This window comes from Burkholderia cepacia ATCC 25416, assembly GCF_001411495.1.
Classification (GTDB): domain Bacteria; phylum Pseudomonadota; class Gammaproteobacteria; order Burkholderiales; family Burkholderiaceae; genus Burkholderia; species Burkholderia cepacia.
In genome coordinates this window covers 62893-85236 of sequence record NZ_CP012984.1, presented here as the reverse complement: position 1 = coordinate 85236, position 22344 = coordinate 62893, and the positions used below count along the sequence as shown (strand labels likewise).

Here is a 22344-nt window from a genome sequence, read left to right as displayed (position 1 = left end):
TCGAGCAGCCACTTCGCGCGCCGCTCGCACGACGCTCACCGGTCAACGGGTGCTAGACCAGCCAGGGTTCGGTCAGCCCGGTTCCGCTTCGCCCGTATCGGTCGATCGCCTGACGCACGACGTCAGGGTCCTGCCGGCCCTCGTCGACGAGTGCTTTCAGCGCGGCGATCACGATCGACGCACGGTCCACTTCGAAGAACGCACGCAACGCCGCACGTGTATCGCTGCGCCCGAAGCCGTCGGTGCCGAGCACGACGTAGCGGGACGGTACATACGCGCGGATCAGCTCGGGCACGGCGCGCACATAGTCGGTCGCGGCGATCACCGGTCCACGTGCGGCGCCCAGGGCGGCCGTCACGTAGGGCACCGCAGGCTCGCCGTGATCCAGTAGCCGCTGCGCACGCTCCGCGGACACGCCGTCGCGATGCAATTCGGTAAAGCTCGTCACGCTCCAGACGGCCGCGTCGATATTCCAGTCGTCTTTCAACATCCGTGCCGCGGCCTGGACCTCACCGAGAATCGCGCCCGAGCCGAGCAACTGCACCTGCGCGATCTCGATCTGCGCGGGCTCCAGCACGTACATCCCCTTGAGCACGCCGCTACGGACGCGATCGAGATCCGCTTCAGTCAACGAACGTTGTGCGTAGTTTTCGTTGGTGACCGTCATGTAGTAAAAGACGTCGCGCTGACGCGCGATCATCTCCTGCATGCCCTCGTCGACGATCATCGCCACTTCGTACGCGAAGGCCGGATCGTACGCGCGGCAGTTCGGTATCGTCGAGGCCGCGAGGTGGCTCGTGCCGTCTTGATGCTGCAGACCTTCACCGCCGAGCGTCGTCTTGCCGGCCGTCGCGCCGATCAGGAAACCGCGCGCGCGCTGATCGGCAGCCGCCCAGATCAGGTCGCCGATGCGCTGGAAACCGAACATCGAGTAGTAGATATAGAACGGCAGCATCGTCAGATCGTGCACGCTGTATGACGTCGCCGCGGCAATCCACGACGACACCGCGCCCGCCTCGGAGATGCCCTCTTCCAGAATCTGGCCGCCGGTATCCTCACGGTAATAAAGCATCGAACCCATGTCTTCCGGCTCGTACAGTTGACCGAGCGGAGAATAGATGCCGATTTGCCGGAACAGATTCGCCATGCCGAAGGTGCGCGCCTCGTCGGCGACGACGGGCACCACACGCGGCCCCAGCTCGGCGTCCTTCAACAGGTTGCCGAGCATGCGCACGAACGCCATCGTGGTCGACATTTCCTTGTCGTTGGTATCGAGCGCGAATCGTCCCCACGACGACATCGCGGGCACGGCCGGCGCGTGCGACGCCGCTGTGCGCCTGCGCGGAAGGTAGCCGCCCAGCGCCGCACGGCGCGCGTGCAGATACTGCATGACGGCACTGCTTTCGTCCGGCTTGTAGAACTTGAGTTGTTCGACATCGTCGTCGGAGAGCGGCAGGCGAAAGCGGTCGCGAAACGCCTTCAACTGTTCGATGTCGAGCTTCTTCTGCTGATGTGTGGTCATGCGCCCCTGGCCGATCGAGCCCATGCCGAAGCCCTTCATCGTCTTCGCGAGAATCACCGTAGGTTGCCCGCTGTGTTTCGACGCCTTGTCGTAGGCAGCGTGCAATTTGCGCACATCGTGGCCGCCGCGCCGCAGGCGGTCGATATCGTCGTTGCTCAGATGCGCGGCGAGTGCGGCCAGTTCGGCGTTCTGACCGAAAAAGCGGTCACGATTGTAGGCACCGTCGTTGGCGGAAAAAGTCTGGAACTGGCCGTCCACGGTGTGCGCGAACGCGCGCAACAGCGCCCCACTGCGATCGCGTGCGAACAGGGGATCCCAGTCCGAACCCCACAACACCTTGATGACGTTCCAGCCCGCCCCCGTAAACTGCGCCTCGAGTTCGTCGATGATGCGGCCATTGCTGCGCACCGGTCCGTCGAGCCGCTGCAAATTGCAGTTGATCACGAACACGAGATTGTCGAGCCGCTCGCGCGCGGCCAGCGACAGCGCGCCGATCGCCTCGGGTTCGTCCATTTCGCCATCGCCGAAATAGCCCCACACCTTGCGGCCTTCCGTGCGTTGCAGTCCGCGGTTCTGCAGATAGCGCATGAAGCGCGCCTGGTAGATCGAGTTGATCGGCCCAATGCCCATCGAGCCGGTCGGGAACTGCCAGAAGTCCGGCATCAGCCACGGATGCGGGTAGGAACACAGGCCCGCACCGGTGATTTCCTGTCGGTAATGCTCGAGATGCGCTTCGTCGAGAAAACCTTCGAGGTAAGCCCGCGCGTAAACGCCCGGCGCGGAATGGGGTTGAAAATAGACGAGATCGCCACCGTTGGCATCGTTCGCGCCGCGAAAGAAATGATTGAAGCCCACTTCGAACAGGTCGGCCGCCGACGCATAGCTGGCAATATGCCCGCCGAGTTCACCGTAGGCGCGATTGGCCCGCACGACCATGGCCAGCGCATTCCAGCGCAGCGCGGCGGCAAGCTTTTCTTCGATATCGAAGTCTCCCGGATACGGCGGCTGCTGAGCGACGGCGATCGTATTCACGTAGGGCGTGACATTGAGGCGCGCCGTTGCGATACCGTTGGACGACGCGTGGGCCGCGAGCCGATCGAACAGGTACTGAGCCCGTTCGGCACCGGCATGCCGAACCACGCCATCGAGCGCATCGAGCCATTCGGCGGTTTCGAGTGGGTCGTCGTCGACTTTCGTCTGGCCCAGGGAAAGGATCGAGGGTGTCCCCGTCGATAAGTCGGTCATCTTGCAACTCCGTAAAAGCAATGCGAGTTCAGTGGCGAGTGCGCAAAGATTACGGGGGATGCCGCAGAATGTGTGGTCGTATTGAAGGCCGCCAAAGCGGTATCGGCTGCAGTGTCTTCTGCGGAATGCGCGATCTACAGCATTTCTATTCGATGCGCGCGGTCTCGCATGGAGAACCCGGCGTCACGGGCGGGAAAATGGGCGAAGGCGCGGCTTCATGCATCGCCCACAACGTCCGCTGCGCCATCCGCTCGGTCGTCCATCTCGGTCGCAGCCGCCGGCGCGAGCCCGGCCTCCGATTGCGTGCGAGCCAGCGCGGCGAAATAGCGGCCTGGCGAATGCCCGAGCGCTTTCTTGAACATGGTGATGAAGGCGGTTACCGACTCATAGCCGAGCTCGTCCGACACGCGTTGCACGGAAGCGCCGCCGGCAAGCTCGCGCACCGCAACGAGCAGTTGCAACTGCTGCCGCCAGCGGCCGAAGGTCAGTCCCGTTTCACTGACGACGAGTCTTGCCAGCGAACGCTCGCTCATGGCGAGACGCTTCGCCCATTGCGCGACGGTGCTGCGATCGCCGGGATTGGCGTTCAATGCGTCCGCCATCTGCCGGATGCGCGGATGATCCGTAACCGGCAGATAGAGGCGCTCGACCGGCATCAACGTCAGCTCATGCAACAGCACGCGCGCAAGCCGGTCGGTATGGCCGCCCTGCTCGTAGTCGAGCGGCGCACCGGCCAGATGCAGAATCATTTCGCGCAGCATCGGCGAAATGGACAGCGTGCAGCACTCCGTCGGCAAGTCGACGACACCGGGCTCGGCGAACAGATAGCAAAGCCGGGCATTGGGTGTCGCATGGTTACTGTGCGGCATCTCGCCGGGAATCCAGACGCCGCATTGCGGCGGGACGATCCAGAACGCGCCCGCGACCCGGCAGGTCACGGCGCCGTGCAACGCCAGCACCAGCTGCCCCTTCTGATGCTTGTGAACCGGAATTTCGGCAGCATGCTCGTCGACGTGCATGCACATCGCTACCGCCGGCCGATCGATCGCGTCCGGATCCGCAAAATCAGGAAGGCTAACGTAACGGTTCATATCGGGCATTCTAGCGACATGTTGAAATTGTGGCGAACGATGCGAAGCATAAGCAGGCACAGCCGCATCACGTGCCACGCTGGAATGGCGCCACGACTTCATTGCGCGAGACCGCCCCTTCCCGGACGCCCGACGTCCGGGCTCGCGCGTGAGCGGTTCGACGGTGTCGATGCCCATGCAGTCCGGTTCGGCCCCGATTGTGCTTCGTACATGGGCTGTGGCGCGTCACGTGCACGCTCGACGAGCCGGGCGAACCCCACGATGGCGTCGAGCAGATCGGCGTGGACGGCACCGCGAAGTTCAGCGGGCCACCGACCGCGAATTACGCTTCGATCGACCGCTCTCACCGCACAATCTGCCGAACGGAGCACCGCCGCGGCAACACAAGAATAATAAATACTGCCTGGACTGCGGCAATATTTCTCCGTGCAATCAAGATGACTTCACGATCCCGGCGCCCCGGATTTCTTCAAACGCAATGAAATACGGAGCGACGGAATAATAAATCAAGCGAGACAGTTTTTTCACACCAATACCGAACGGACGATGGCGCCGCACCATTGTGCATGGCGCTCGCCCCGTTCGGGACGGGACGGCACGGTCGTCGATCGAATCCGCCGGGCCGCCGCATTTGCATCAACAATCAGCTTCGTAAATTTATCAAGTATTCGTCGCATTAATCGTCGATTCTTCAATCCCATTTTAATGGCACCGAATGCTCGCCCATTCGCGCCACCACCTTTAACCCGGCAAGAAAATGCAATACCCGAAGTAAAACCTTTTCTTTTAACGCGAGGAGAACGATGTGGAAATACGGAAAATCAACGTCTACGACATCATCGACAGTCGCAGAATCGGCAGGAGGCAGTATTTCATCGTCGCCTTCTGCGCGCTGCTGATGCTTTTCGACGGCTTCGACACCCAGGTCATCAGCTTCATCGTGCCCGTTCTCGCGAAAGAATGGCAACTGCCCAAGGCGGTATTCGGCGCGATTTTTTCAGCGGTGTTCTTCGGGTTGCTGATCGGCAATTTCGGCATTCCGTTCGCGACCCGACGCTTCAGCACGAAGAAGATCGCTTTCGTGGCAACCGCTGCTTTCGGCCTGTTCACCGTCCTGACCGTCTTTGCCACCAGCGTGCCGCAGCTGATCGCCTTGAGGTTCCTCACCGGCATCGGGCTCGGAGCGGCCACGCCTTGCGCGGTGGGCCTCGTTTCGGAATTCAGCCCGAAGAGAACCCGCGCGACTTTCGTCATTCTCGTCTACATGGGATATGCGCTGGGGTTCATCTTCGCGGGCATCTGCAGCAGCGCGTTGATCCCGCGGTTCGGCTGGGAAGGCCCACTGTGGCTGGGCGGGCTCGCGGCAGTCGGCTTGACGGTGTTGCTCGTCCCGCTGCTGCCGGAATCCGTGGCCTACCTGTCGGCGAACGCGCAGCCCGGTGAATTGCTTCGTGCAACCAAGCGCCTCTTTCCCGATTTCACGCTGCAAGCGGACAGCGAACTGGTCACTCACGAAGAGAAGCCGGCAGACGCAAGTGTGCTCGGGTTGTTCTCCGCACAATTCCGCGTGGGGACATTCCTGCTGTGGGCCGTATTCGCCATCAACCTGGCCGCGTTCTATTTTCTGCAGAGCTGGCTGCCGACCGTTCTCGCGTCCATCTCGTTCCCACCCGCGCTCGTGGTCTGGGCGACCATCACCGTGATCATCGGCGGCATGGTGGCCAGTCTGCTGATGGGACCCATCATGGATCGCACGAGCCCTTACAGAATTCTGTCCGCGGTCTACGTCGGCGGCGCCGTGTCGATGTACGCAATCTCCATCGCGATCGGCTCATCGCATCTCGCTTTACTCACGACGATCTTCTTTTGCGGCTTTTGCATCAGCGGCGGACAAACCTGCGCGATCGCGTTGTGCACGCTGTTCTATAGCCCGGAATTGCGCGCCCCGGGCGTCGCGTGGGCCTACGGATTCGGTCGGCTCGGCGCCGCGGGCGGCACTTACCTCGCGGGCGTCCTGTACGCGAACAACTGGAGCGTCGACGCGATGTTTCGCGTGGCAGCCGCGCCAATCCTCATTGCAGCGGCTTGCGTGGCGCTGATGGGCGCTTGCTATGGCCTGACGAAGAACGGCCTGAAGAAATCCTTTTCGGCCTGACCGGTACCGCTCGCTGAATCGATGAACGTCAAGTGAACCGTTCTTTTGTATGGCCTTTTGATTGCGGAGATCTCATGAAAACCAAAAAAATCGAAATCATTGTCGGCTCGCTCGTGGGGCTGGCCAGTTCCGTCGCGCATAGCCAGAGCAGCGTCACACTCTATGGCGAGATCGACAACGGCATTCATTACCAGACCAACGTAGGCGGCGGCAAAGCCGTCTACATGGACTCGCTGGACGGCATCGACGGCAGCCGCTGGGGGCTGACCGGCAAGGAAGACCTGGGTGGCGGTCTCAAGGCGATTTTTACGCTCGAGTCCGGCATCAACGTGAACAACGGACAGTTTGCCCAGGGCGGCACGGCGTTCGGCCGGCAGGCTTTCGTCGGACTGAGCAGCGACACTTACGGCTCTCTCACCGCCGGCCGTCAATACGACATGGTGTGGTATTTCCCCGAGTTTCTTGCCGGATCCGCGGCGGTTGGCGACCTGCCGAGCGCGCATCCGGGAGATTTCGACAACACCAGCAACAGCGTGCGATTCAACAACTCCGTGCGCTACATGAGCCCGGACTTCCGCGGCTTCTCCTTTGGCGTCGAATATAGCCTTGGCGGCGTACCCGGCGACTTCACGTCGATGTCGGGCTATTCGCTTGGAGTCGGTTACACACACGGTCCGCTTCAGATCGGCGCGGCGTTCGATTACTTCAAACACCCGACCTCGACGCCAGGCAACGGATGGTTCACCAACTATGCAAGCGGCTTCAATCTGCTGGCCTCCTCTCTGAACTCGGCCTATCAGGTCGCGCAGGCCTATCAGGACGCCGTCATCGCGGCGGCCTACACGATCGGAAACGCGACGATCAGCGCATCGTATTCGAACGTTCAATACGCCAATCTCGGTGCGGGGTTCATGAACGGTACCGCCGTCTTCAACAACTACGACATCGGGTTGAACTACCGTGTCACGCCGGTCTTTTTCGTCGGCGTCGCGTACGACTACATGAACGCGCGGAGCGTCACGACGGCACAAGGCAATGCCGTCGGCAACCAGCACTACAATCAGGTGGCGTTCACGCTGGATTATCTGCTGTCGAAGCGTACCGACGTGTACTTCTCCGGCGGCTGGCAGCGCGCTTCGGGCACATCGTCGACGGGCGCGCCAGCCGTCGCCAACATCGGCGGCTCCGGAGATTCGTCGAATAACCACCAGATGGTTTATCGGCTCGCTATACGACATAAGTTCTGAGCGTGGCTCGCCCTGGAGCCTACATGACGATGCAGCGATATTGCAGCGCCAGCATGCGGACGCCAGGGTCATTGTTCAAGGCTGCTGGTTCGACGCCTGCAAGGATGGCGTCGCCACCGCGCCTGCATCGCGGACATCCCGATTCCGGCGAGCCTGCGCCATATCGGGCGGATAGGTCCGCTGCCTGGGCGAGTGAGTCGAAATCCAGCCGTCGCGTTCTGCCTGAACGAGTTCGGCCCGCACTTCGGCGCGCGTCTTTCCGCTCGTGACCACGGCCGCGGCGCAGCCCGCATCGACTACACCGGCGCTCGCGGCAAACGGGATGCACGTGACGAACCAGAGTATCGCTGCAATTGTCGTGCGCATGAGAATCTCCTTCCTTGTGAGGCCGTGGCGCCGCGCTCAGACGAAGCCATACATGGTGAACAACATGACGTACGGGATCTGCTGTCCCGCCGAATTGCAGACCATGACGTCGGCCCTCTGAATGGCGCACGCGGACACGATTGCCTTTGCGACTTTCGAAATGACAAGTTTCATGATGATTAACTCCCCAATCTGACCCGACCTTACGGTCGATCTCTCGGCAATCCGTCGATGGTGCTGAGCAGCGCTCGAAGCGCTGCATCATGGGTTCATGACGCATCGCGGCCATCGACATCGCACAACGCTTGTTCACTACCGGGTCGAAGCACGGGAACCCGGCACGTCGGTGCTTTGAAGCGTCTGCGTGATGCGTACTTTATCGACATCCAGCCAGCATGAATTTGTGGAAGATGACAACGCATCTGCAAAAACTGCCAGAGTTTTGCTGATGCACGATGTCCTGTCGGCGGTCCATTGCCGAACCGCGCGCCGATTCGAGGCGGTCGTTCGGAGACAGCGCCAAATGCCGGACGATCGGATCGGGATCGACTTTCATCTGCTTCGCCTGATCGTCGTCGAGCCGTCGGCCAAAGCAAAGTCGTCAACGTTCGCGAAGTAAAAATGTCACTTCAGACGTCGATACGGGGCATGCAGATTGCATGGACGAGCCTGACCGAGGCCCCACACGATGCACCTCGCACGCGCGAAAGCGCGGCGACGTGCATACTGGCGTGGCTCGCTCCACCCGCCGCTTGCGGCCGTATCGCAAGAGCATCACCACGAGGAGGCTCACGCATGACGACGCCGTTCGAACCGGGCGACCATGTCCGCTGGAATTCCGAAGCCGGTTACGTGACCGGCACGATCATCGCGGTGCACACGCAGGATTTCGACTACAAGGGCCATCGTCATCGCGCGTCGCCCGACGATCCCCAATACGAAATCAAAAGCGATCGCACCGACCACATCGCCGCGCATCGCGGCCGCGTGCTCGAACGCGTCGCCGGCAAGGAGCGCACGTGACGCTCCCGTTCTACACGATCGGCCATTCGAACCGCACGCTCGACGAACTCGTCGCGATGCTGCGGGCCGTCGACATCACGCTGCTCGTCGATATCCGCAAGATGACGCGCTCGCGCACCAACCCGCAGTTCAACGAGGCAACGCTGCCCGACGCGCTGGCCGCTGCCGACATCGGCTACGAGCACATCGCCGAGCTCGGCGGGCTGCGCGGCAAGTCGCGCGACGTGCCCGACGCACTCAACGGCTTCTGGACGAACCGCAGCTTCCATCGGTACGCCGACTACGCGCTGTCGCCGGAATTCCGCGCCGGCCTCGCGCGGCTGATCGCGCTCGGGGAGCAGCAGCGCTGCGCGCTCATGTGTTCGGAGGCCGTCTGGTGGCGCTGTCACCGGCGTATCGTGTCCGACTACCTGCTCGCGCGCGGCGAGACGGTGCTGCACATCATGGGCCTGAATCGTGTGGAGCCGGCGCGCATCACGGCCGGCGCGACGGTCCGCGATGACGGTGCGATCGTCTATCCGGACGCCGACGGCGATACGCAGGAAGATGCCGCGGCGCAATCGAACGAATGACCGGGCGTCGGCGCTGCCCGCGCCGGCTGGTTGACGCCGTTGGTTGACGCCGTTGGGTGACGCCGTTGGGTGACGCGGTTGGTTGATGCGACGGGTTGACACGACCGGTTGACGCAGCCGGCCGATGCGCCGCCGCACGGCGGCCGCCCGTGCGCGTCTGAAACGGAGCGCACGCACCGCCTTTGCGCGGACGCGATCCTGCATTACCATCGGGCCACCTTCGCGCTCGCGCTCGCCGCCGGCGCGCCCTGCCACGCTACCCTTCCTGCGCACCGATGCTCGTCCTCATCATCCTCGCCGGCCTGTGGGCCGGTCTCCAGAATGCCCTCGCGGGTGGCGGTTCATTCGTCACGCTACCGGCGCTGATCGTATCGGGGATGTCGCCGCTCGCGGCCAACATCACGTCGACGGTCGCGCTGTTTCCCGGCCAGGTCACGACCGGCTGGGCAAGCCGCAAGATGGTCCGCGGCGCAGGCACGCTGTCGTTTCGCGCGCTGTTCGTGATCAGCGTGATCGGCGGCGCGCTCGGCGGGCTGCTGCTGCTCAAAACGCCGTCGTCGATCTTCTCGCAGCTGGTGCCGTGGCTCGTGCTGTTCGCAACCGTCGTGTTCGCATGGGGCAGCTTCTTCCGCAAGCCGACCGAGGCCGCGCAGCATCTCGGCCCGATGGCGGCCGGGATCTCGCAGTTCCTGATCGCGATCTACGGCGGCTATTTCGGCGGCGGCATCGGCTTCCTGATGATGGCCGCGCTCACGATGGCCGGCCTGTCGCCGCGTCACGCGATGTCGACCAAGAACGCTCTCGCGGGCGTGATGAACGCGTCGGCGGTCCTGCTGTTCGTCACCTCGCCGCAATTGCACTGGGGCGCGGCGCTTGCGCTCGGCAGCGGCGCGATCGTCGGCGGCCTGCTCGGCGCATGGGCGCTGCACCGCGTGAACGAGCGCGTGCTGCGGATCGCGATCGTCTGTATCGGCGCGGCACTGACGGTCGGGCTGTTCGTCAGGCCGATCTGACGCGCGCGCCGCGAGCGTCGTCGCTATGCGCTCGCGTCGATGCGCGGGCGAACTCGCCAGCCGCCGCGCGATCGTGCCCGCCGTCGGTCAATGCTGCCGCCGATCTGCAATGCGTCGGCCGGTAGGCCGGGCGATGCCTGCCGCTCGCGCGCCGGGCCGCGGCCGATCAGCGTGACGCGGTCGCCGAGCCTGCGTACGCGGAACGTTCAACCGAACGGCCGCACGCCGATCAACGGGTCGTGCAGGAACAGCGCAAACACCGCCCACCCGACGACGCCGGCCGCGATCGCCGACACATCGCCCGACTGTAGTGGTCTAATGAATCCGGACACTGATTTAGGCGAGAATGGTCGCCATGAAGAGGTGTCTGATGAGCAAGCAACGACGTACGTTTTCCCCGGAGTTCAAACAGCAAGCCGCCTGTCTGGTGCTCGACCAGGGTTATAGCCATATGGAAGCAAGCCGCTCGGTCGGCGTCGGCGAGACGGTGCTGCGCCGCTGGGTGCAGCAACTTCAGATGGAACGCCAGGGCGTCACGCCGCAGGGCAAGGCAATCACGCCGGATCAACAGCGTATTCAGGAACTCGAGGCGCGTATCGAACGCCTCGAGCGTGAGAAGGCCATTTTAAAAAAGGCTACCGCGCTCTTGATGTCGGAAGGCATCGAACGTACGAAGTAATTGATCAGATTGGCGCAAGCGAATCGGTCGAGCTGATCTGCGCGGTATTCGACGTGTCGCGGTCCTGCCTGTATGCACACCGAGGGCGAGCCCGACGCGTTGATACCGAGCGCATGGTACTGCGTAGCCGGGTACACGAGCTGTTCATCGAGAGTCGAAGCTCTGCTGGCAGTCGCAGCATCATGGGCATGATGCGCGAGGAAGGTACGGCGATTGGACGCTTCAAGGTCAGCCGCTTGATGGAAGAACTCGGGTTGATCTGCAAGCAGCCGGGTCGCCATGCCTACAAGCAGGCCACGGTCGAGCGGATCGATATCCCGAACCATCTCAATCGCGAATTCGAGGTTGGTACGCCGAATCAGGTGTGGTGTGGTGTGGTGACATCACGTATGTCTGGGCGCAGGGACGTTGGCATTATCTGGCCGTAGTACTCGACCTGTTCACGCGTCGGGTTGTTGGCTGGGCGTTCTCGACACGCCCTGATGCCGATCTGGTCGTGCAGGCGTTGGAGATGGCCTATGAGCAACGTGGTCGACCGCAAGGCTTGCTGTTTCACTCGGATCAAGGCGGCCAATATGCAAGCCGGAAATTCCGTCAGCGCCTCTGGCGCTATCGGATACAGCAGAGCATGAGCCGTCGAGGAAATTGTTGGGATAACTCCCCGATGGAGAGGCTGTTCCGCAGCTTCAAGACCGAATGGCTACCGTCAGTGGGCTACATGTCGGCGCAGGAGGCACACCGGGACATCAGCCACTACCTGATGCACCGGTACAACTGGATACGGCCGCATCAGTTCAATGACGGACTGGCGCCGGCGGTTGCGGAAGAAAAACTTAACGCAGTGTCCGGGATTAGTTGACCACTACACACTACCTCGTCAATTCATCAATGTCCGGCGCAGAAATTTCCTTCCTGCTGGGTTTCGAAGATCCCAACTCCTTCGCGCGGGCATTTCAGGCATGGACCGGAAAAACCCCGCAAGCGGTGCGCTCGGCGCTCAGGCAAGACGGCCCCTGAATCCCTTCGCATGAGGTGCCTGGGTTCTGGCACTTGTCGCTGCTGGCGTCCACGTCGCTGTCACGGACTACCGAGCGGATGTCAGCGTTTCCCCTCTCGAATCAGCAGCTTAGCACCAGACTCGGCGGAATTTGCGAATCCCGAACGCCCCTCGTATATGACCGGCCCGTAACCGACCTCGCCGCCGAGCTTTTCAGAGACAGGAAGTGACGACAAAAGGGTGAACGCTTTCTAGAACGTGTGCCGAATGCCGACGGCAAAGGTGTTGCCGATGGGATGATCGCTCAGCTTGTCGATAGAGTAAATTGCGTAAATGTCCGTCCGCTTGGACAGCAGATGGTCGTAACCGAGTGCGGCAGTATTGCGAAGGCTGTTGGTCGTATGCGTAGGACCGGACCGTTGCGTACGCGCCCACTCAGCAAGCAGGAAATCGGCCGGTGTGAACGGGATCGAAAAACCCGCCTCGTACGTGTGGCTGCCTGTCGGCGTACTCACGTCACTTGTCATCGCCCACGCGCCATAAAGTGTCACGAGCTTGAAGTCATAGGCCGCGCCCGCGAGGTAGGCGTATTGTGCGCCCACTGGCCCCGCTGCGGTGTAGCGTACGCGCTGGCCGGACACCACTGCCGTGAGACCGTGACCTTGATAATTCAAATGCGCGCCGAGATTGCCGACGCCGGGCGACCCCGCAACGCCACCCAGGCCATAGATCACGGTTGCGCCGAAACCTTTGAAGTCCGGTGTTGTGTACTTGGCGGTGTTGTTCCACACCGTATCGCCAATGATCGTGCCACCATAGTTGGTCACGAACGTCTGGAGGACGAGAGGCGAAAAGACAGTCGACGAACTGAACGGGTTGATGAGGGATTCGGCCGTATAGGTCGGATTTCTTTGGCGCCCGAAGGTCAACTGACCGAAGTCGCCTTGAAAGCCCACGTACGCATTGCGTGAAAAGAACGGGTCTGTGGCATTGCGGCCCTGCGCGCCGTTTTGAGGCTGGAAGAAGCTCTCCAGAGCGAAGATGGCGCTGACACCGCCGCCCAGATCTTCCTTGCCGCGGATTCCCCAGAATGATGTGGTCAATCCGCCGCTGCCTATGAGTACCGTGGATTGAGGCGTATCGCTACGTTTGACACTGCCGACATAGGTGCCGACGATCCCATACAGCTGGACTTGCGAACCACTATCTGCGCGGGCGCCGACAGAGGTCAATGCGAGGCCGGCGCTGAGCATCGCTGCTACGCCAAGTGTGCCAGCGACTTTCCGCATCGAAGCGCGGGCCATGACCCGTTGTGCCTTTTTCATTTCCGTTGTCTCCATTCGTTTTGTTATATGCGATCTTTGCCGCACGACATCCGATAAGGACTACAAACAGAGTCGTGGAACGTTGTCGCTATCTGTGAACCTGTCGCGCTGAAATTATCGGTGTTTCGAACCAGGACGCTCCTTCCCCTTGACTCACATCAGGAGAAGGAGCGGCAAGGGATGCGAGCGGTTACGGGGAGATCTCTTCGAGAGCGCGATTGGTGGTCTCCACCATTCGCGAAGCTACAAAGAAACCCACAGCGCTGACCACCGCAAAAAGGATGAATACCGCCGCGATGCCCTTCCCTGTCAATACGACGCCCACGATCGCAGGCGCGGCAGCAGAAGCGGCCCGCAGCCAGGACGTCGCGAGGCCAGTACCAATCGCGCGCATCCGGGTCGGATAGATTTCAGGTGTGTACAGGTACAGCAGTACGGTTGTGGTTGCCATCACTGCGTATGCGGAAGATCCCAAGAACATCACTGACCAGGCACTACCTGCTCCATGAATACCCAGAGCGGCGAGCAGGATCCCGCTGATGATGAAGCAGGCCATTGCCCAGCGGCGGCGCCCGACACGATCGATCAGCAACGCGCAGGCAAGCACCCCGCACGTACTCAGGACGTTCGAGATGGACGCCATGTGAAGCGACTCTTGCAGCGGCAGATGGTAGACCGTCTTGTAGAGGCTGGGCAGCCAGTTGTTGATGCCGTTCGCGACAAAATATGAGGTCGCCCAAAGTAACCACACTACGATGGTGCGCCCGCGGTAGAACGGCGAAAAAAGTTCCTTCCACGATCCCGTCTGCTTCGACTGCAGGCCGTTCAGCAGGCCGACCACGCGCTCATCAACTTCGGCCTTCTGCGTTTTCGTATCAAGGTTTCGCTTGGGCGTGCTGGCCTCCAGTCGCTCGATGATTCCTTCCGCCTTATCGAAGCGCCCCTTTGAAATGAGCCAGCGCGGCGATTCCGGGAGTCGTGCGATCAGGAAGGCGACAATTATGCCCGGGATGCCCCCCACGAGGAACATGTACTCCCAACCGAAGCGGGGGACGATGAACGCCCCCAGTTGCGCGGCTGCGAGCAAACCCAGCGGGAAAATGAGTTCGTACAAAATAAAGAAACGTCCCCGGCCGTGCGCTTGCGACAGCTCGTTGATGTACGTGGCCGCGACGGGCACTTCTCCTCCCACGCCGATGCCTTGCAGAAAGCGCATTAGGAACAGCATATGGAAGCTGCCGGTGAATGCGCAGACGATGCTCATGGCCGACATCACGCCCACAGTCACCGTCGCACTCGGTACGCGACCGATGCGCTCAGCGAGCCAGCCGAACACCAACGCGCCTACGACCTGGCCGAGATAGCCGGCGGCGATCAGCACGCCGATCTGGCCGGCCGAGAGATGCCAGAGGCCAATCAATACGGGCAGTACGAAGGCAAGCGATAGGGCGTCGAATGCGTCAAAGAGGGTCGCGCTGCCCATGATGATACGGGCCTTGGTGTGCCACCGGCAGAACGGTACGTTCTCGATTCGGAACAGCAGGTTCGCCGCACGCAACTGCTCGCTCGTGGTGCGCGTTGCGCTCTCGGATTGACCAACACCGACGCTGTAGGCGGTCAAAGGGGTGTTCATGCTGTCTCCTGAAAAGCTGCATTTTATGGGCCCTCGGACTTCGTCTTTTTTAAGCACCGTCGCGCTTCTGTCTTGTAGTGTCGCGATGTTGGAGCTTGTTTGGTCGTTTCCCGATCCTGTTATGGGCGACGTGCGAAACGAGCGTTCGTGCGTCGCCGTGACGGCTTAACGCGGATAGCGAAGCGGGGGCAGCGCTTCGCTATCGTCATAACGGCTATGAATGCGCCGCTTCCGCGTCAGTCGACGAGGCCTGCCGAACGCAGTGCGTCGGCGATTTCAACGTCCGCGCCTTCCGCGAGCGGCAGCAGCGGCGAGCGCACCGTCGCGTGCTCGAGAATCCCGCGAGCCACGAGGCCGTGCTTGAGTGCCACGGTGCCTTCCATGTGCGAGCCACGGTGGTACACATTGCGCGTGACGGGCAGCAGACGATCGTGGATCGCGCGTGCGGCCGCGTAGTCTTTCGCCTTACCGGCCTTGATCAGCTCGATGAGCGGCTCGGGGGCCAGGCCGCCGTAGCCGACCAGTGCACCGTCAACGTCGAACATCGTGTGCAGCAGATACTCGTCGTGGCAGGTCAGGATTTGCAGTTCCGGACGCTCGCGACGGATGATGGGGATTTCAACATCCCAGCGACGCATGTTGCGCACGCCGTTTTTCATCGCGAACACGCCCGGCTGTGCGGCGATTTCGAGTTGCGTTTCGAGGTTGTACGTCGCCTTGGTGGCATCCGGGTACTGGAACAGGATCAGCGGCAGGCCGCTGCCTTCGTAGATGGCGCGGTAGCGGTCCTGCGGCGCACCCTTCTGGTAGCCGAAGCGCAACCAGCCGTGCGACGGATACACCAGACCAGCCGACGCGCCGGCCTCGACCGCGCGCTTCGCTTCGTCGACGGCGACTTGCGTACCTTCGAGCGTGATACCGGCGATGACCGGAATCTTGCCGTCGACGGACTTAACGAAGCTTTCGATGACCTGAGCCTGTTCTTTCTGCGTCATGAACGTGCCTTCGCCAGCGTGGCCGAGCACCGTCAGACCTTTCACGCCTTCAATGCTGCCGAGCCAGGAGCCCAGACGTTGAATTGCTGCATGGTCCACCGCGCCGTCGCGGGTGAAAGGGGTAACGGGTGCCGGGACCAGACCGCGCAGATCGATTGCTTTCATGACGTCTCCAAATGTGAGCTTTTCCGCTCCTCTTTCGTAGAGGAGAGCCCGCTGCTCGTTTCGCTTCAAGCTGGAACAACGGTGCATGCGTTGCAGTGTAGGGATGGACGCCTCATGCGAGAACTGCCTAGCAGCACATTTCAGATATACTGATTTGACATATCTGATTGGAGGCCGGAAAGTGGACTACGCGGCTTGGAAGCTTTTCATCGACGCGGCGGAACTCGGGAGCTTGAGCAAGGCGGCCGTTGCCTACGGAACCAGCCAGCCACATATCAGCCGCCAGATCGTTGAACTGGAGCAATACTGCGGCGGCCGCCTGTTCCAACGGACGGGGCGCGGCGTGGTATTGACCGATTTGGGGGCGCGGATTGCCCCGCGCGTCAGGACATGGCTGGCCAGCACGGAACAGTTATCCAACGACATTCGCAGTTCGGCCGGAGAGCCGATCGGCGTGGTCCGACTCGGAATCTTGCCCTCCACCGCTCATCCGCTGGTCAGCACGCTCTACCATCGCCTTCGAGAACGTTATCCCCTAGTGCAGTTACAGGTGCGCGAGGGTCAGGGGGCTTTGTTGGATACGTGGTTGGAAAACGGCAGTGTTGACCTCGCCATCCTCTTTCGAAATAGCCCGACGCCGAAAGACGGTGACGAGTATTTGGTTGAGGCGGCGACTTACCTGGTCGGCGCGGAAGGCGACCCTTTGACCAAGCACCCTACTATTGCTTTTTCAAAGCTCGACGGGATTCCGCTGGTCTTTTTCTGCCGCCCCAATAGCTGGCGCGACCGGCTCGAACAAATTGCCGGTGAACATCAGGTCTCCCTGAATTTTGCGGCAGAAGCCGACTCGTTGAGTCTGCAGGGCCACATCGTGGCCGATGGCGGCATCTATGGGTTGCTCGGACCTTACGCGATTGCCACTCTTGAAAAAGAATGCCGGTTGCAGGCGTCAATGGTGGTTGAGCCGTCCGTGCCGCGCTTCATTGCGCTGGCCATGTCGCCCCACGGCGAACTGACGCTGGCGTGCCGCACGGTGAAGCAGCTCACCAAGGAGATCGCGCGGTCGCGCGCCCTCTCCTCGGACCTGCGACTGGGCGTGTCCGCTGCCTTTCTGCGGTCCATCTGAAAGCTGTACGCGCGCAACAGTGTGCTTTTCGCAATGTAGTATTGTCAGAATAAGGGTAAATACCTAGCTTTAGGCGCATATACTTCGAGACTTCTAGCAGTACTTCAGTTGAACCGACGCCCAAAATTACGTATGTGATGAAACAGATTATCGTGACGGCTGGCCTCGCCCTGCTCGCCTCGGCTCCCCTTACGTCGTTCGCCCAGAGCGACATGCCGCTCTCGCGCGCACAAGTACGCGCCGAACTTGCGAACCTCGAACAAGCCGGCTACAACCCGCTTTCCGTTGATGTGGACTACCCGGCGGGGCTCCAAAAGGCTGAAGCGCGATTGCAGGCTGAGCAAACGTCATCGCAGCGTCAGGCCGCGATTCAATCCGGCGCACAGCAGCACTGATTTTTGCCGTTCTTTGGACGAAGAGCCGGCACGCCTCGTTTCGGCTGGCCGAATTCGGCCAGGGGCAGAATCATGATCTCTCGCACGGGGTGTCGGCCACAGATGCAGCGACGCTTCCCGGAGACGAACCGTCGTTCGAACGTCACGATGCCGGCGGCCGCGAGCGTCCCTTCCTGGCCGAACGCGGCCGGCCACCGCCCTACAACGCGCGACCGGCGCAGATCGACCCATCTCCGCCATAGGCAGCGTCAGTATCACAGTCTGCAGTTCGCTCCCCAAACAGCCACCCAACTCTCACGGACGCGTTTTCTCGAAGTCGGAAACAGCAATGAATGGGGCTGCGGCACGCCCTAATGGAGCCCTTGTCCTAGCGCAAGAGCTCAACAATCACGACATCAGTGTCGTCTCGCGCCCTCAATACGAGCCGCGCTTCATCTCGAACGGCAATGCCATCGCGTCGCGTCAGCCTGATCGGCCCTATGTCCAGTCGCCCATGATCCGCAACCAAATAAGCCGAACCGGGCATCGGCAAAACGTGCTGCATTGCCGCGCCTTCGCGCAGCGTCGCGATACGCACCCGCGCGTCGGCATGGAGGGGCAAAGCACCCGTGCGGACATCCTCCGGATCGCCGCTCGCCAGTGTGACGAATCGGCCCTCTCGACATCCTGGCGAACAGACCCGCGTCGAGCAGCGCGGCGTACCGGCCGGTGTGCGCGGACGGAGCCAGATCTGAAACTGCCGCGCGGGTATGTTTTCCTCGTTGCGCTCGGCATGATGGATCGCCGTGCCGGCACTCATCACGTGGACGCAGTTGGCAACCAGGCGCGCGCGATTGCCCGCATCGTCTTCGTGGGTGATGGCCCCCGAACGTACCCACGTGACGATCTCGACGTCGCGGTGAACACGAAGCCCGAGGCCCGCGTGCTGCGCGAATTCGATGTCGTTCCACATATGGAGCGGACCGAGCGGCGCATGGTCGGCGTGCCCGACGTCGCCCGCGCGGAAATGTTGGCGGACATCAACGCCGTCGCGCCGGATTGCGTCAAGCGAAGGAAAAGGCCGATGTTCAATCATGACGATGCTCGATTCGAGTGCGCCGGGCGTGGATCGCGATCGTCGAAGACCGCGTCCACCACACCCCGCGTGCTCAACCTGGCTCAGATCTGTTGCTGGCCGCCGTCGACGAACAATTCGATACCGTTCACGAAGCTCGCGTCGTCCGAGGCCAGGAACAGCGCCGCGCCGGCGATCTCTTCCGGTTCACCGAGGCGCCCCATCGGAATCAGGGAAGCCAGGTAATCGGCAAGCCCTTGCCGTTGCGTGGCGTCGTCACCGGCGAGGTCGAGCAGGCCCGGCGTGCGAGTCGCGCCCGGGCTGATCGTGTTCACGCGGACGCGGCGCTCCTTGAGGTCGAGAATCCAGCTGCGTGCAAAGGCACGCACCGCCGCTTTCGAAGCCGAATACACGCTGAACGCCGCGGTGCCTGCGCTACCTGCCGTCGAGCCGGTGAGAATCACCGATGCGCCCTCGGCAAGCAGCGGCAGCGCTTTTTGCACCGTGAACAGCACGCCCTTCACGTTGCGGTCGAAGGTGTCGTCGTAGTGCGCTTCGGTGATGTTGCCAAGCGGCAGCATCGAGCCGCCGCCGGCGTTCACGAACAGGACGTCGAGGCGCCCCTGTTCTTCCTTGATTTGCGCATACAGCGCGTCGAGTTCATCGAGCTGGGTGGAATCCGAACGGACGCCGGTCGCGTTGCCGCCGGCTTCGCGAATGCCTTTCACGGCGGCATCGAGTTCTACCTGTCGGCGGCCCGTGAGATAGACGTGCGCGCCTTCCGCCGCGAAACGTTGCGCGGTGGCGAGACCGATGCCGCTGGTTGCGCCGGTGACGAGTGCGATCTTGTTGTCGAGTTTGCGTGCCATGGTATTGCTCCTTTCGATGGTCGGTGGATGTTTGCGTCGCAGCGGCTTGCTGCGATGTGAGGAGAATATCGACGGCCTTATCTTTTCGAAATAGAATTGATCGCAATTTAACGTTGCATAAATGAAAAGATAAGGACATGGCTCAACTACCCGATTTCGAGGGGCTCGCGATGTTCGCGAAGGTGGCCGAGCACGGATCATTTGCAGCCGCAGCGCGCGCGACCGGCGTGTCGGTCGCCACGGTCTCGCGCGGCGTGGCCCGCCTGGAGGACCGGCTGGGTGCGCGGCTTTTCAATCGCACGTCGCGCCAGCTCTCGCTCACCGAGTTCGGCCGGACGATCAGCGAGAAAGCCGGCGAGATCTATCACCAGGCCGAGGAAGCGGAAAGCTCGGCGCGCGAAATGTCGGTGCAGCCACGCGGGCTGGTGCGGCTGGCCGTGCCGATGTCATATGGGCTGCGTTGGGTTGCGCCGCTGCTACCCGGCTTCTTTCGCGCGTATCCGGAGGTGTCAATCGACCTGCATCTATCGGATGCGTCGGTCGATCTGGTCGCCGATGGGTTCGACGCCGCCCTGCGTATCGCCGCGCTTCCGGATTCATCCCTGGTCGCGCGGCGGCTGTGCGCGGTGACGCAATTCGTGGTGGCGTCGCCAGAATATCTGAGACGTGAAGGACGACCCACGCATCCGCGCGAGCTGGTGGATCGCCCCTGTCTCTCATATGCGTACCGTGCGCGTAGCGCTGTATGGCGCTTCACGAACGACGCAGGCGAGGAGGAGCCGGTGATGCCGACGGGCCCGCTGCGCGTGACGAACTCCGATGCGCTGTTGCCCACGCTGCTCGATGGCCTTGCAATCGCCGAGCTGCCTGAATTCATCGCGGGCGAGTATTTGGCCGATGGCCGTCTTGAAGCGATCCTCACCGACTGGTCGCTGACGAAGGGTGGTCTTTACTTCGTTACGCCGTCGGCGCGCGCGCGGCCCGCGAAAGTCGCGGCGCTGTCGGATTACTTTGCCGAGCACCTTTCCGAGCCAACATGGCGGTGGCCGAAATGATCCATCGGCGCAGTTGATCAGCCGGCGTCCATCGTTGCATTCATGCAATGATGGATTTCAAACGATTCTATTTCGCAAATATTGTCCGATCCGTATTCTCCTTTCCACCGGCTGCACGACATCACGTCGCAAGCCACTGGACCAAGCAAAAGGAGAATCACGATGAATACGCAAGCCACACCGAACACGCCCGATACCGCGACGGTTACCTTCCTCGATGCGCTGAACAGTGCCACCGGCCCAGCAATCGAGACGCTCACGCCCGCCGAAGCGCGCGAAGTCTTGGCAGGCGCCCAGCGCAGCGTGCCGGTCGACGTCTCGGGCATTGACGTCACGCGCCGCACGGTCGAGCAGGACGGCCTGGTCGTGTCGCTTGTCGTCGTCAAGCCGCAGGATTCGCGCGGTGTGCTGCCCGTGTTCATGTTCTTCCACGGCGGTGGCTGGATTCTCGGCGACTACCCGACGCATGAGCGTCTCGTGCGGGATCTTGTTGTCCAGTCGGGCTCGGCGGCGGTGTTCGTCGAATACACGCCTTCGCCCGAAGCGCGCTATCCGGTCGCGATCAACGAAGCCTACGCCGCGACGAAGTGGGTTGCCGCACATGGCGCGGAGATCGGCGTCGATGGTGCGCGGCTGGCCGTCGTGGGCAACAGCGTGGGCGGCAACATGGCCGCGGTCGTCAGCCAGATGGCGAAGGACCGTCAAGGCCCGGCAATCCGCTTCCAGGGCCTCATGTGGCCGGTGGCCGACCACGCGTTCGACAATGCCTCGTACGACGCCTTTGCAAATGGCTACTTCCTGAGCCGCGACATGATGAAGTGGTTCTGGAATGCCTACACGATCGACGAAGGTGAGCGCAACGAACGCTACGCGTCGCCGCTGCGCGCGTCACTCGACGAATTGAAGGGCTTGCCGCCCGCGCTCATCCAGACGGCGCAGTTCGACGTGCTGCGCGACGAAGGCGAAGCATATGGATATCGGCTCGACCAGGCGGGCAACGACGTGACGACGATCCAGTACAAAGGCACGATCCACGACTTCGGCCTACTCAACGTGCTTGCTGCGGACGCACCGACGCGCGCAGCGATGCAGCAGATGGCGACTGCGTTGAAGACGCATCTGCAATGAATCGCATCCTTTAACGCCTTTATCGAGCCGATCATGAACGACGCTAAACAACTGCTTTCCGCTTATCTCGAATCGATTCGTGACCCACGTGCGGCCGCTGCACTGTTTGCCGACGATGGCGTGCTGGAGCTCCCTTATCTGAAGTCGCTTGGCATTGACGGGCGAGCACAGGGGCCAAAAGCGATCGAAGGCTTCATCGCCTCGCTGCTCGCGAAAGTACCGGATTTTTCGTTCAGAAATGTGCGGCTGCTGATCGAAACGCCTGAGCAGGTATTCGCCGAATATGAAGTCGAAGCGCTCGTGCCATCGACGGGGAAAATCTATCGACAGATGTACGCAGGGCGGCTGGTGGCGAACAACGGCAAAATCCTGCTCTTGCGCGAAGCACTGGATACAATGGCTGCGGCACGCGCATTCTCGACGGCGCAGGCCATTTGAAGAGATGACGATGAAAGGCCGCTTGATCAATCGAAGCGGCCTGCCGCTGTTTCATCCCGACTGGTCGCTTCTGGCCGGTTTCCGCCCAACACGGTCGGCTGTAGCCGACCCTGAAGCGACAGTCGCCGGTCCAGAGAGCGGTCATTCAACGTGCGCATCGATGAACGGGCGGATGCTTCGAACGCCTTCTTCGGCGAGGCAAGCCGATGTATCCCGGCGCATCGTCGCGCGCACAAATTTCGCCCGAGATC

The 22344-nt window shown here is 61.8% G+C and carries 19 protein-coding genes and 3 pseudogenes; 12 read left to right on the top strand and 10 right to left on the bottom strand.

The genetic code is table 11. The features are described from left to right. Positions 1 to 52 precede the first annotated feature (52 nt). Together mdeB and APZ15_RS37890 are read right to left on the bottom strand one after the other, a co-directional pair. Positions 53 to 2767, bottom strand: coding sequence for an alpha-ketoglutarate dehydrogenase (mdeB, locus tag APZ15_RS37895; protein ID WP_011694457.1), 2715 nt, complete (start codon positions 2765 to 2767; stop codon positions 53 to 55). A 215-nt stretch (positions 2768 to 2982) separates the two neighbouring features. Beyond that, a complete protein-coding gene (locus tag APZ15_RS37890; RefSeq protein WP_034196180.1) occupies positions 2983 to 3867 on the bottom strand; it encodes an AraC family transcriptional regulator in 885 nt (294 codons plus the stop codon). 796 nt (positions 3868 to 4663) lie between these two features. Between APZ15_RS37890 and APZ15_RS37885 the strand changes: the two genes are divergently transcribed. Both APZ15_RS37885 and APZ15_RS37880 read left to right on the top strand, forming a co-directional pair. Beyond that, positions 4664 to 6013: an MFS transporter gene (locus tag APZ15_RS37885; RefSeq protein ID WP_011694456.1), complete on the top strand. Its 1350-nt coding sequence runs from the start codon at positions 4664 to 4666 to the stop codon at positions 6011 to 6013. 74 nt (positions 6014 to 6087) lie between these two features. Next, positions 6088 to 7260: a porin gene (locus APZ15_RS37880; RefSeq protein WP_011548543.1), complete on the top strand. Its 1173-nt coding sequence runs from the start codon at positions 6088 to 6090 to the stop codon at positions 7258 to 7260. A gap of 75 nt (positions 7261 to 7335) precedes the next feature. On the opposite strand, the gene APZ15_RS37875 is transcribed toward APZ15_RS37880, so the two are convergent. Beyond that, on the bottom strand, positions 7336 to 7626 hold the full coding sequence (locus tag APZ15_RS37875) for a DUF4148 domain-containing protein (protein WP_011548544.1): 291 nt from the start codon (positions 7624 to 7626) through the stop codon (positions 7336 to 7338). Positions 7627 to 8002: 376 nt separating this feature from the next. Then, positions 8003 to 8182 (bottom strand): hypothetical protein, encoded by a 180-nt coding sequence (locus APZ15_RS41610; RefSeq protein WP_124675975.1) that lies wholly within the window; start codon positions 8180 to 8182, stop codon positions 8003 to 8005. Between the two features lie 239 nt (positions 8183 to 8421). Between APZ15_RS41610 and APZ15_RS37870 the strand changes: the two genes are divergently transcribed. The 3 genes from APZ15_RS37870 to APZ15_RS37860 all read left to right on the top strand — a co-directional run bounded on the left by APZ15_RS37870 (position 8422) and on the right by APZ15_RS37860 (position 10234). Further along, positions 8422 to 8649, top strand: a complete 228-nt coding sequence (locus APZ15_RS37870) for a hypervirulence associated TUDOR domain-containing protein (protein WP_011548546.1) — start codon at positions 8422 to 8424, stop codon at positions 8647 to 8649. Next, the gene (locus APZ15_RS37865) at positions 8646 to 9221 is read left to right on the top strand and encodes a DUF488 domain-containing protein (protein ID WP_011548547.1); all 576 of its coding nucleotides are present in this window, start codon (positions 8646 to 8648) and stop codon (positions 9219 to 9221) included. The genes APZ15_RS37870 and APZ15_RS37865 overlap by 4 nt, the downstream gene beginning before the upstream one ends. Before the next feature lie 275 nt (positions 9222 to 9496). Further along, positions 9497 to 10234 carry a sulfite exporter TauE/SafE family protein gene (locus tag APZ15_RS37860; protein WP_011548548.1) on the top strand — a complete coding sequence of 246 codons (738 nt, stop codon included), beginning with the start codon at positions 9497 to 9499 and terminating at the stop codon, positions 10232 to 10234. 206 nt (positions 10235 to 10440) lie between these two features. Here APZ15_RS37860 and APZ15_RS41605 read toward each other — a convergent pair. Further along, positions 10441 to 10539, bottom strand: a pseudogene (locus tag APZ15_RS41605) (NnrU family protein); the annotation flags it as partial. 65 nt (positions 10540 to 10604) lie between these two features. On the opposite strand from APZ15_RS41605, the pseudogene APZ15_RS37850 reads away from it, so the two are divergent. Together APZ15_RS37850 and APZ15_RS40530 are read left to right on the top strand one after the other, a co-directional pair. Then, positions 10605 to 11772 (top strand): annotated as a pseudogene (locus APZ15_RS37850) (IS3 family transposase). Positions 11773 to 11780: 8 nt separating this feature from the next. Next, positions 11781 to 11930, top strand: a pseudogene (locus APZ15_RS40530) (helix-turn-helix domain-containing protein); the annotation flags it as partial. Between the two features lie 231 nt (positions 11931 to 12161). Here the strand turns inward: APZ15_RS40530 and APZ15_RS37845 are convergent. The 3 genes from APZ15_RS37845 to APZ15_RS37835 form a co-directional block, all read right to left on the bottom strand. Further along, the gene (locus APZ15_RS37845) at positions 12162 to 13235 is read right to left on the bottom strand and encodes a porin (RefSeq protein WP_011548551.1); all 1074 of its coding nucleotides are present in this window, start codon (positions 13233 to 13235) and stop codon (positions 12162 to 12164) included. 190 nt (positions 13236 to 13425) lie between these two features. Further along, positions 13426 to 14868 (bottom strand): MFS transporter, encoded by a 1443-nt coding sequence (locus tag APZ15_RS37840; protein ID WP_011548552.1) that lies wholly within the window; start codon positions 14866 to 14868, stop codon positions 13426 to 13428. A gap of 236 nt (positions 14869 to 15104) precedes the next feature. Beyond that, the gene (locus APZ15_RS37835) at positions 15105 to 16028 is read right to left on the bottom strand and encodes a dihydrodipicolinate synthase family protein (RefSeq protein WP_011548553.1); all 924 of its coding nucleotides are present in this window, start codon (positions 16026 to 16028) and stop codon (positions 15105 to 15107) included. Positions 16029 to 16209: 181 nt separating this feature from the next. Between APZ15_RS37835 and APZ15_RS37830 the strand changes: the two genes are divergently transcribed. Both APZ15_RS37830 and APZ15_RS37825 read left to right on the top strand, forming a co-directional pair. Further along, positions 16210 to 17154, top strand: a complete 945-nt coding sequence (locus APZ15_RS37830) for a LysR family transcriptional regulator (protein ID WP_011548554.1) — start codon at positions 16210 to 16212, stop codon at positions 17152 to 17154. 137 nt (positions 17155 to 17291) lie between these two features. Further along, on the top strand, positions 17292 to 17549 hold the full coding sequence (locus APZ15_RS37825) for a DUF4148 domain-containing protein (protein WP_011548555.1): 258 nt from the start codon (positions 17292 to 17294) through the stop codon (positions 17547 to 17549). A 367-nt stretch (positions 17550 to 17916) separates the two neighbouring features. On the opposite strand, the gene APZ15_RS37820 is transcribed toward APZ15_RS37825, so the two are convergent. Beyond that, on the bottom strand, positions 17917 to 18624 hold the full coding sequence (locus APZ15_RS37820) for a pirin family protein (protein WP_011548556.1): 708 nt from the start codon (positions 18622 to 18624) through the stop codon (positions 17917 to 17919). An 83-nt stretch (positions 18625 to 18707) separates the two neighbouring features. Then, positions 18708 to 19472 (bottom strand): SDR family NAD(P)-dependent oxidoreductase, encoded by a 765-nt coding sequence (locus tag APZ15_RS37815; protein ID WP_011548557.1) that lies wholly within the window; start codon positions 19470 to 19472, stop codon positions 18708 to 18710. Positions 19473 to 19609: 137 nt separating this feature from the next. On the opposite strand from APZ15_RS37815, the gene APZ15_RS37810 reads away from it, so the two are divergent. From APZ15_RS37810 to APZ15_RS37800, 3 genes are all read left to right on the top strand, one after another. After that, positions 19610 to 20527, top strand: coding sequence for a LysR family transcriptional regulator (locus tag APZ15_RS37810; protein WP_011548558.1), 918 nt, complete (start codon positions 19610 to 19612; stop codon positions 20525 to 20527). A 162-nt stretch (positions 20528 to 20689) separates the two neighbouring features. Next, positions 20690 to 21655: an alpha/beta hydrolase gene (locus tag APZ15_RS37805; protein ID WP_011548559.1), complete on the top strand. Its 966-nt coding sequence runs from the start codon at positions 20690 to 20692 to the stop codon at positions 21653 to 21655. 33 nt (positions 21656 to 21688) lie between these two features. Continuing rightward, positions 21689 to 22093, top strand: a complete 405-nt coding sequence (locus APZ15_RS37800) for a nuclear transport factor 2 family protein (RefSeq protein WP_011548560.1) — start codon at positions 21689 to 21691, stop codon at positions 22091 to 22093. Positions 22094 to 22344: the final 251 nt, after the last annotated feature.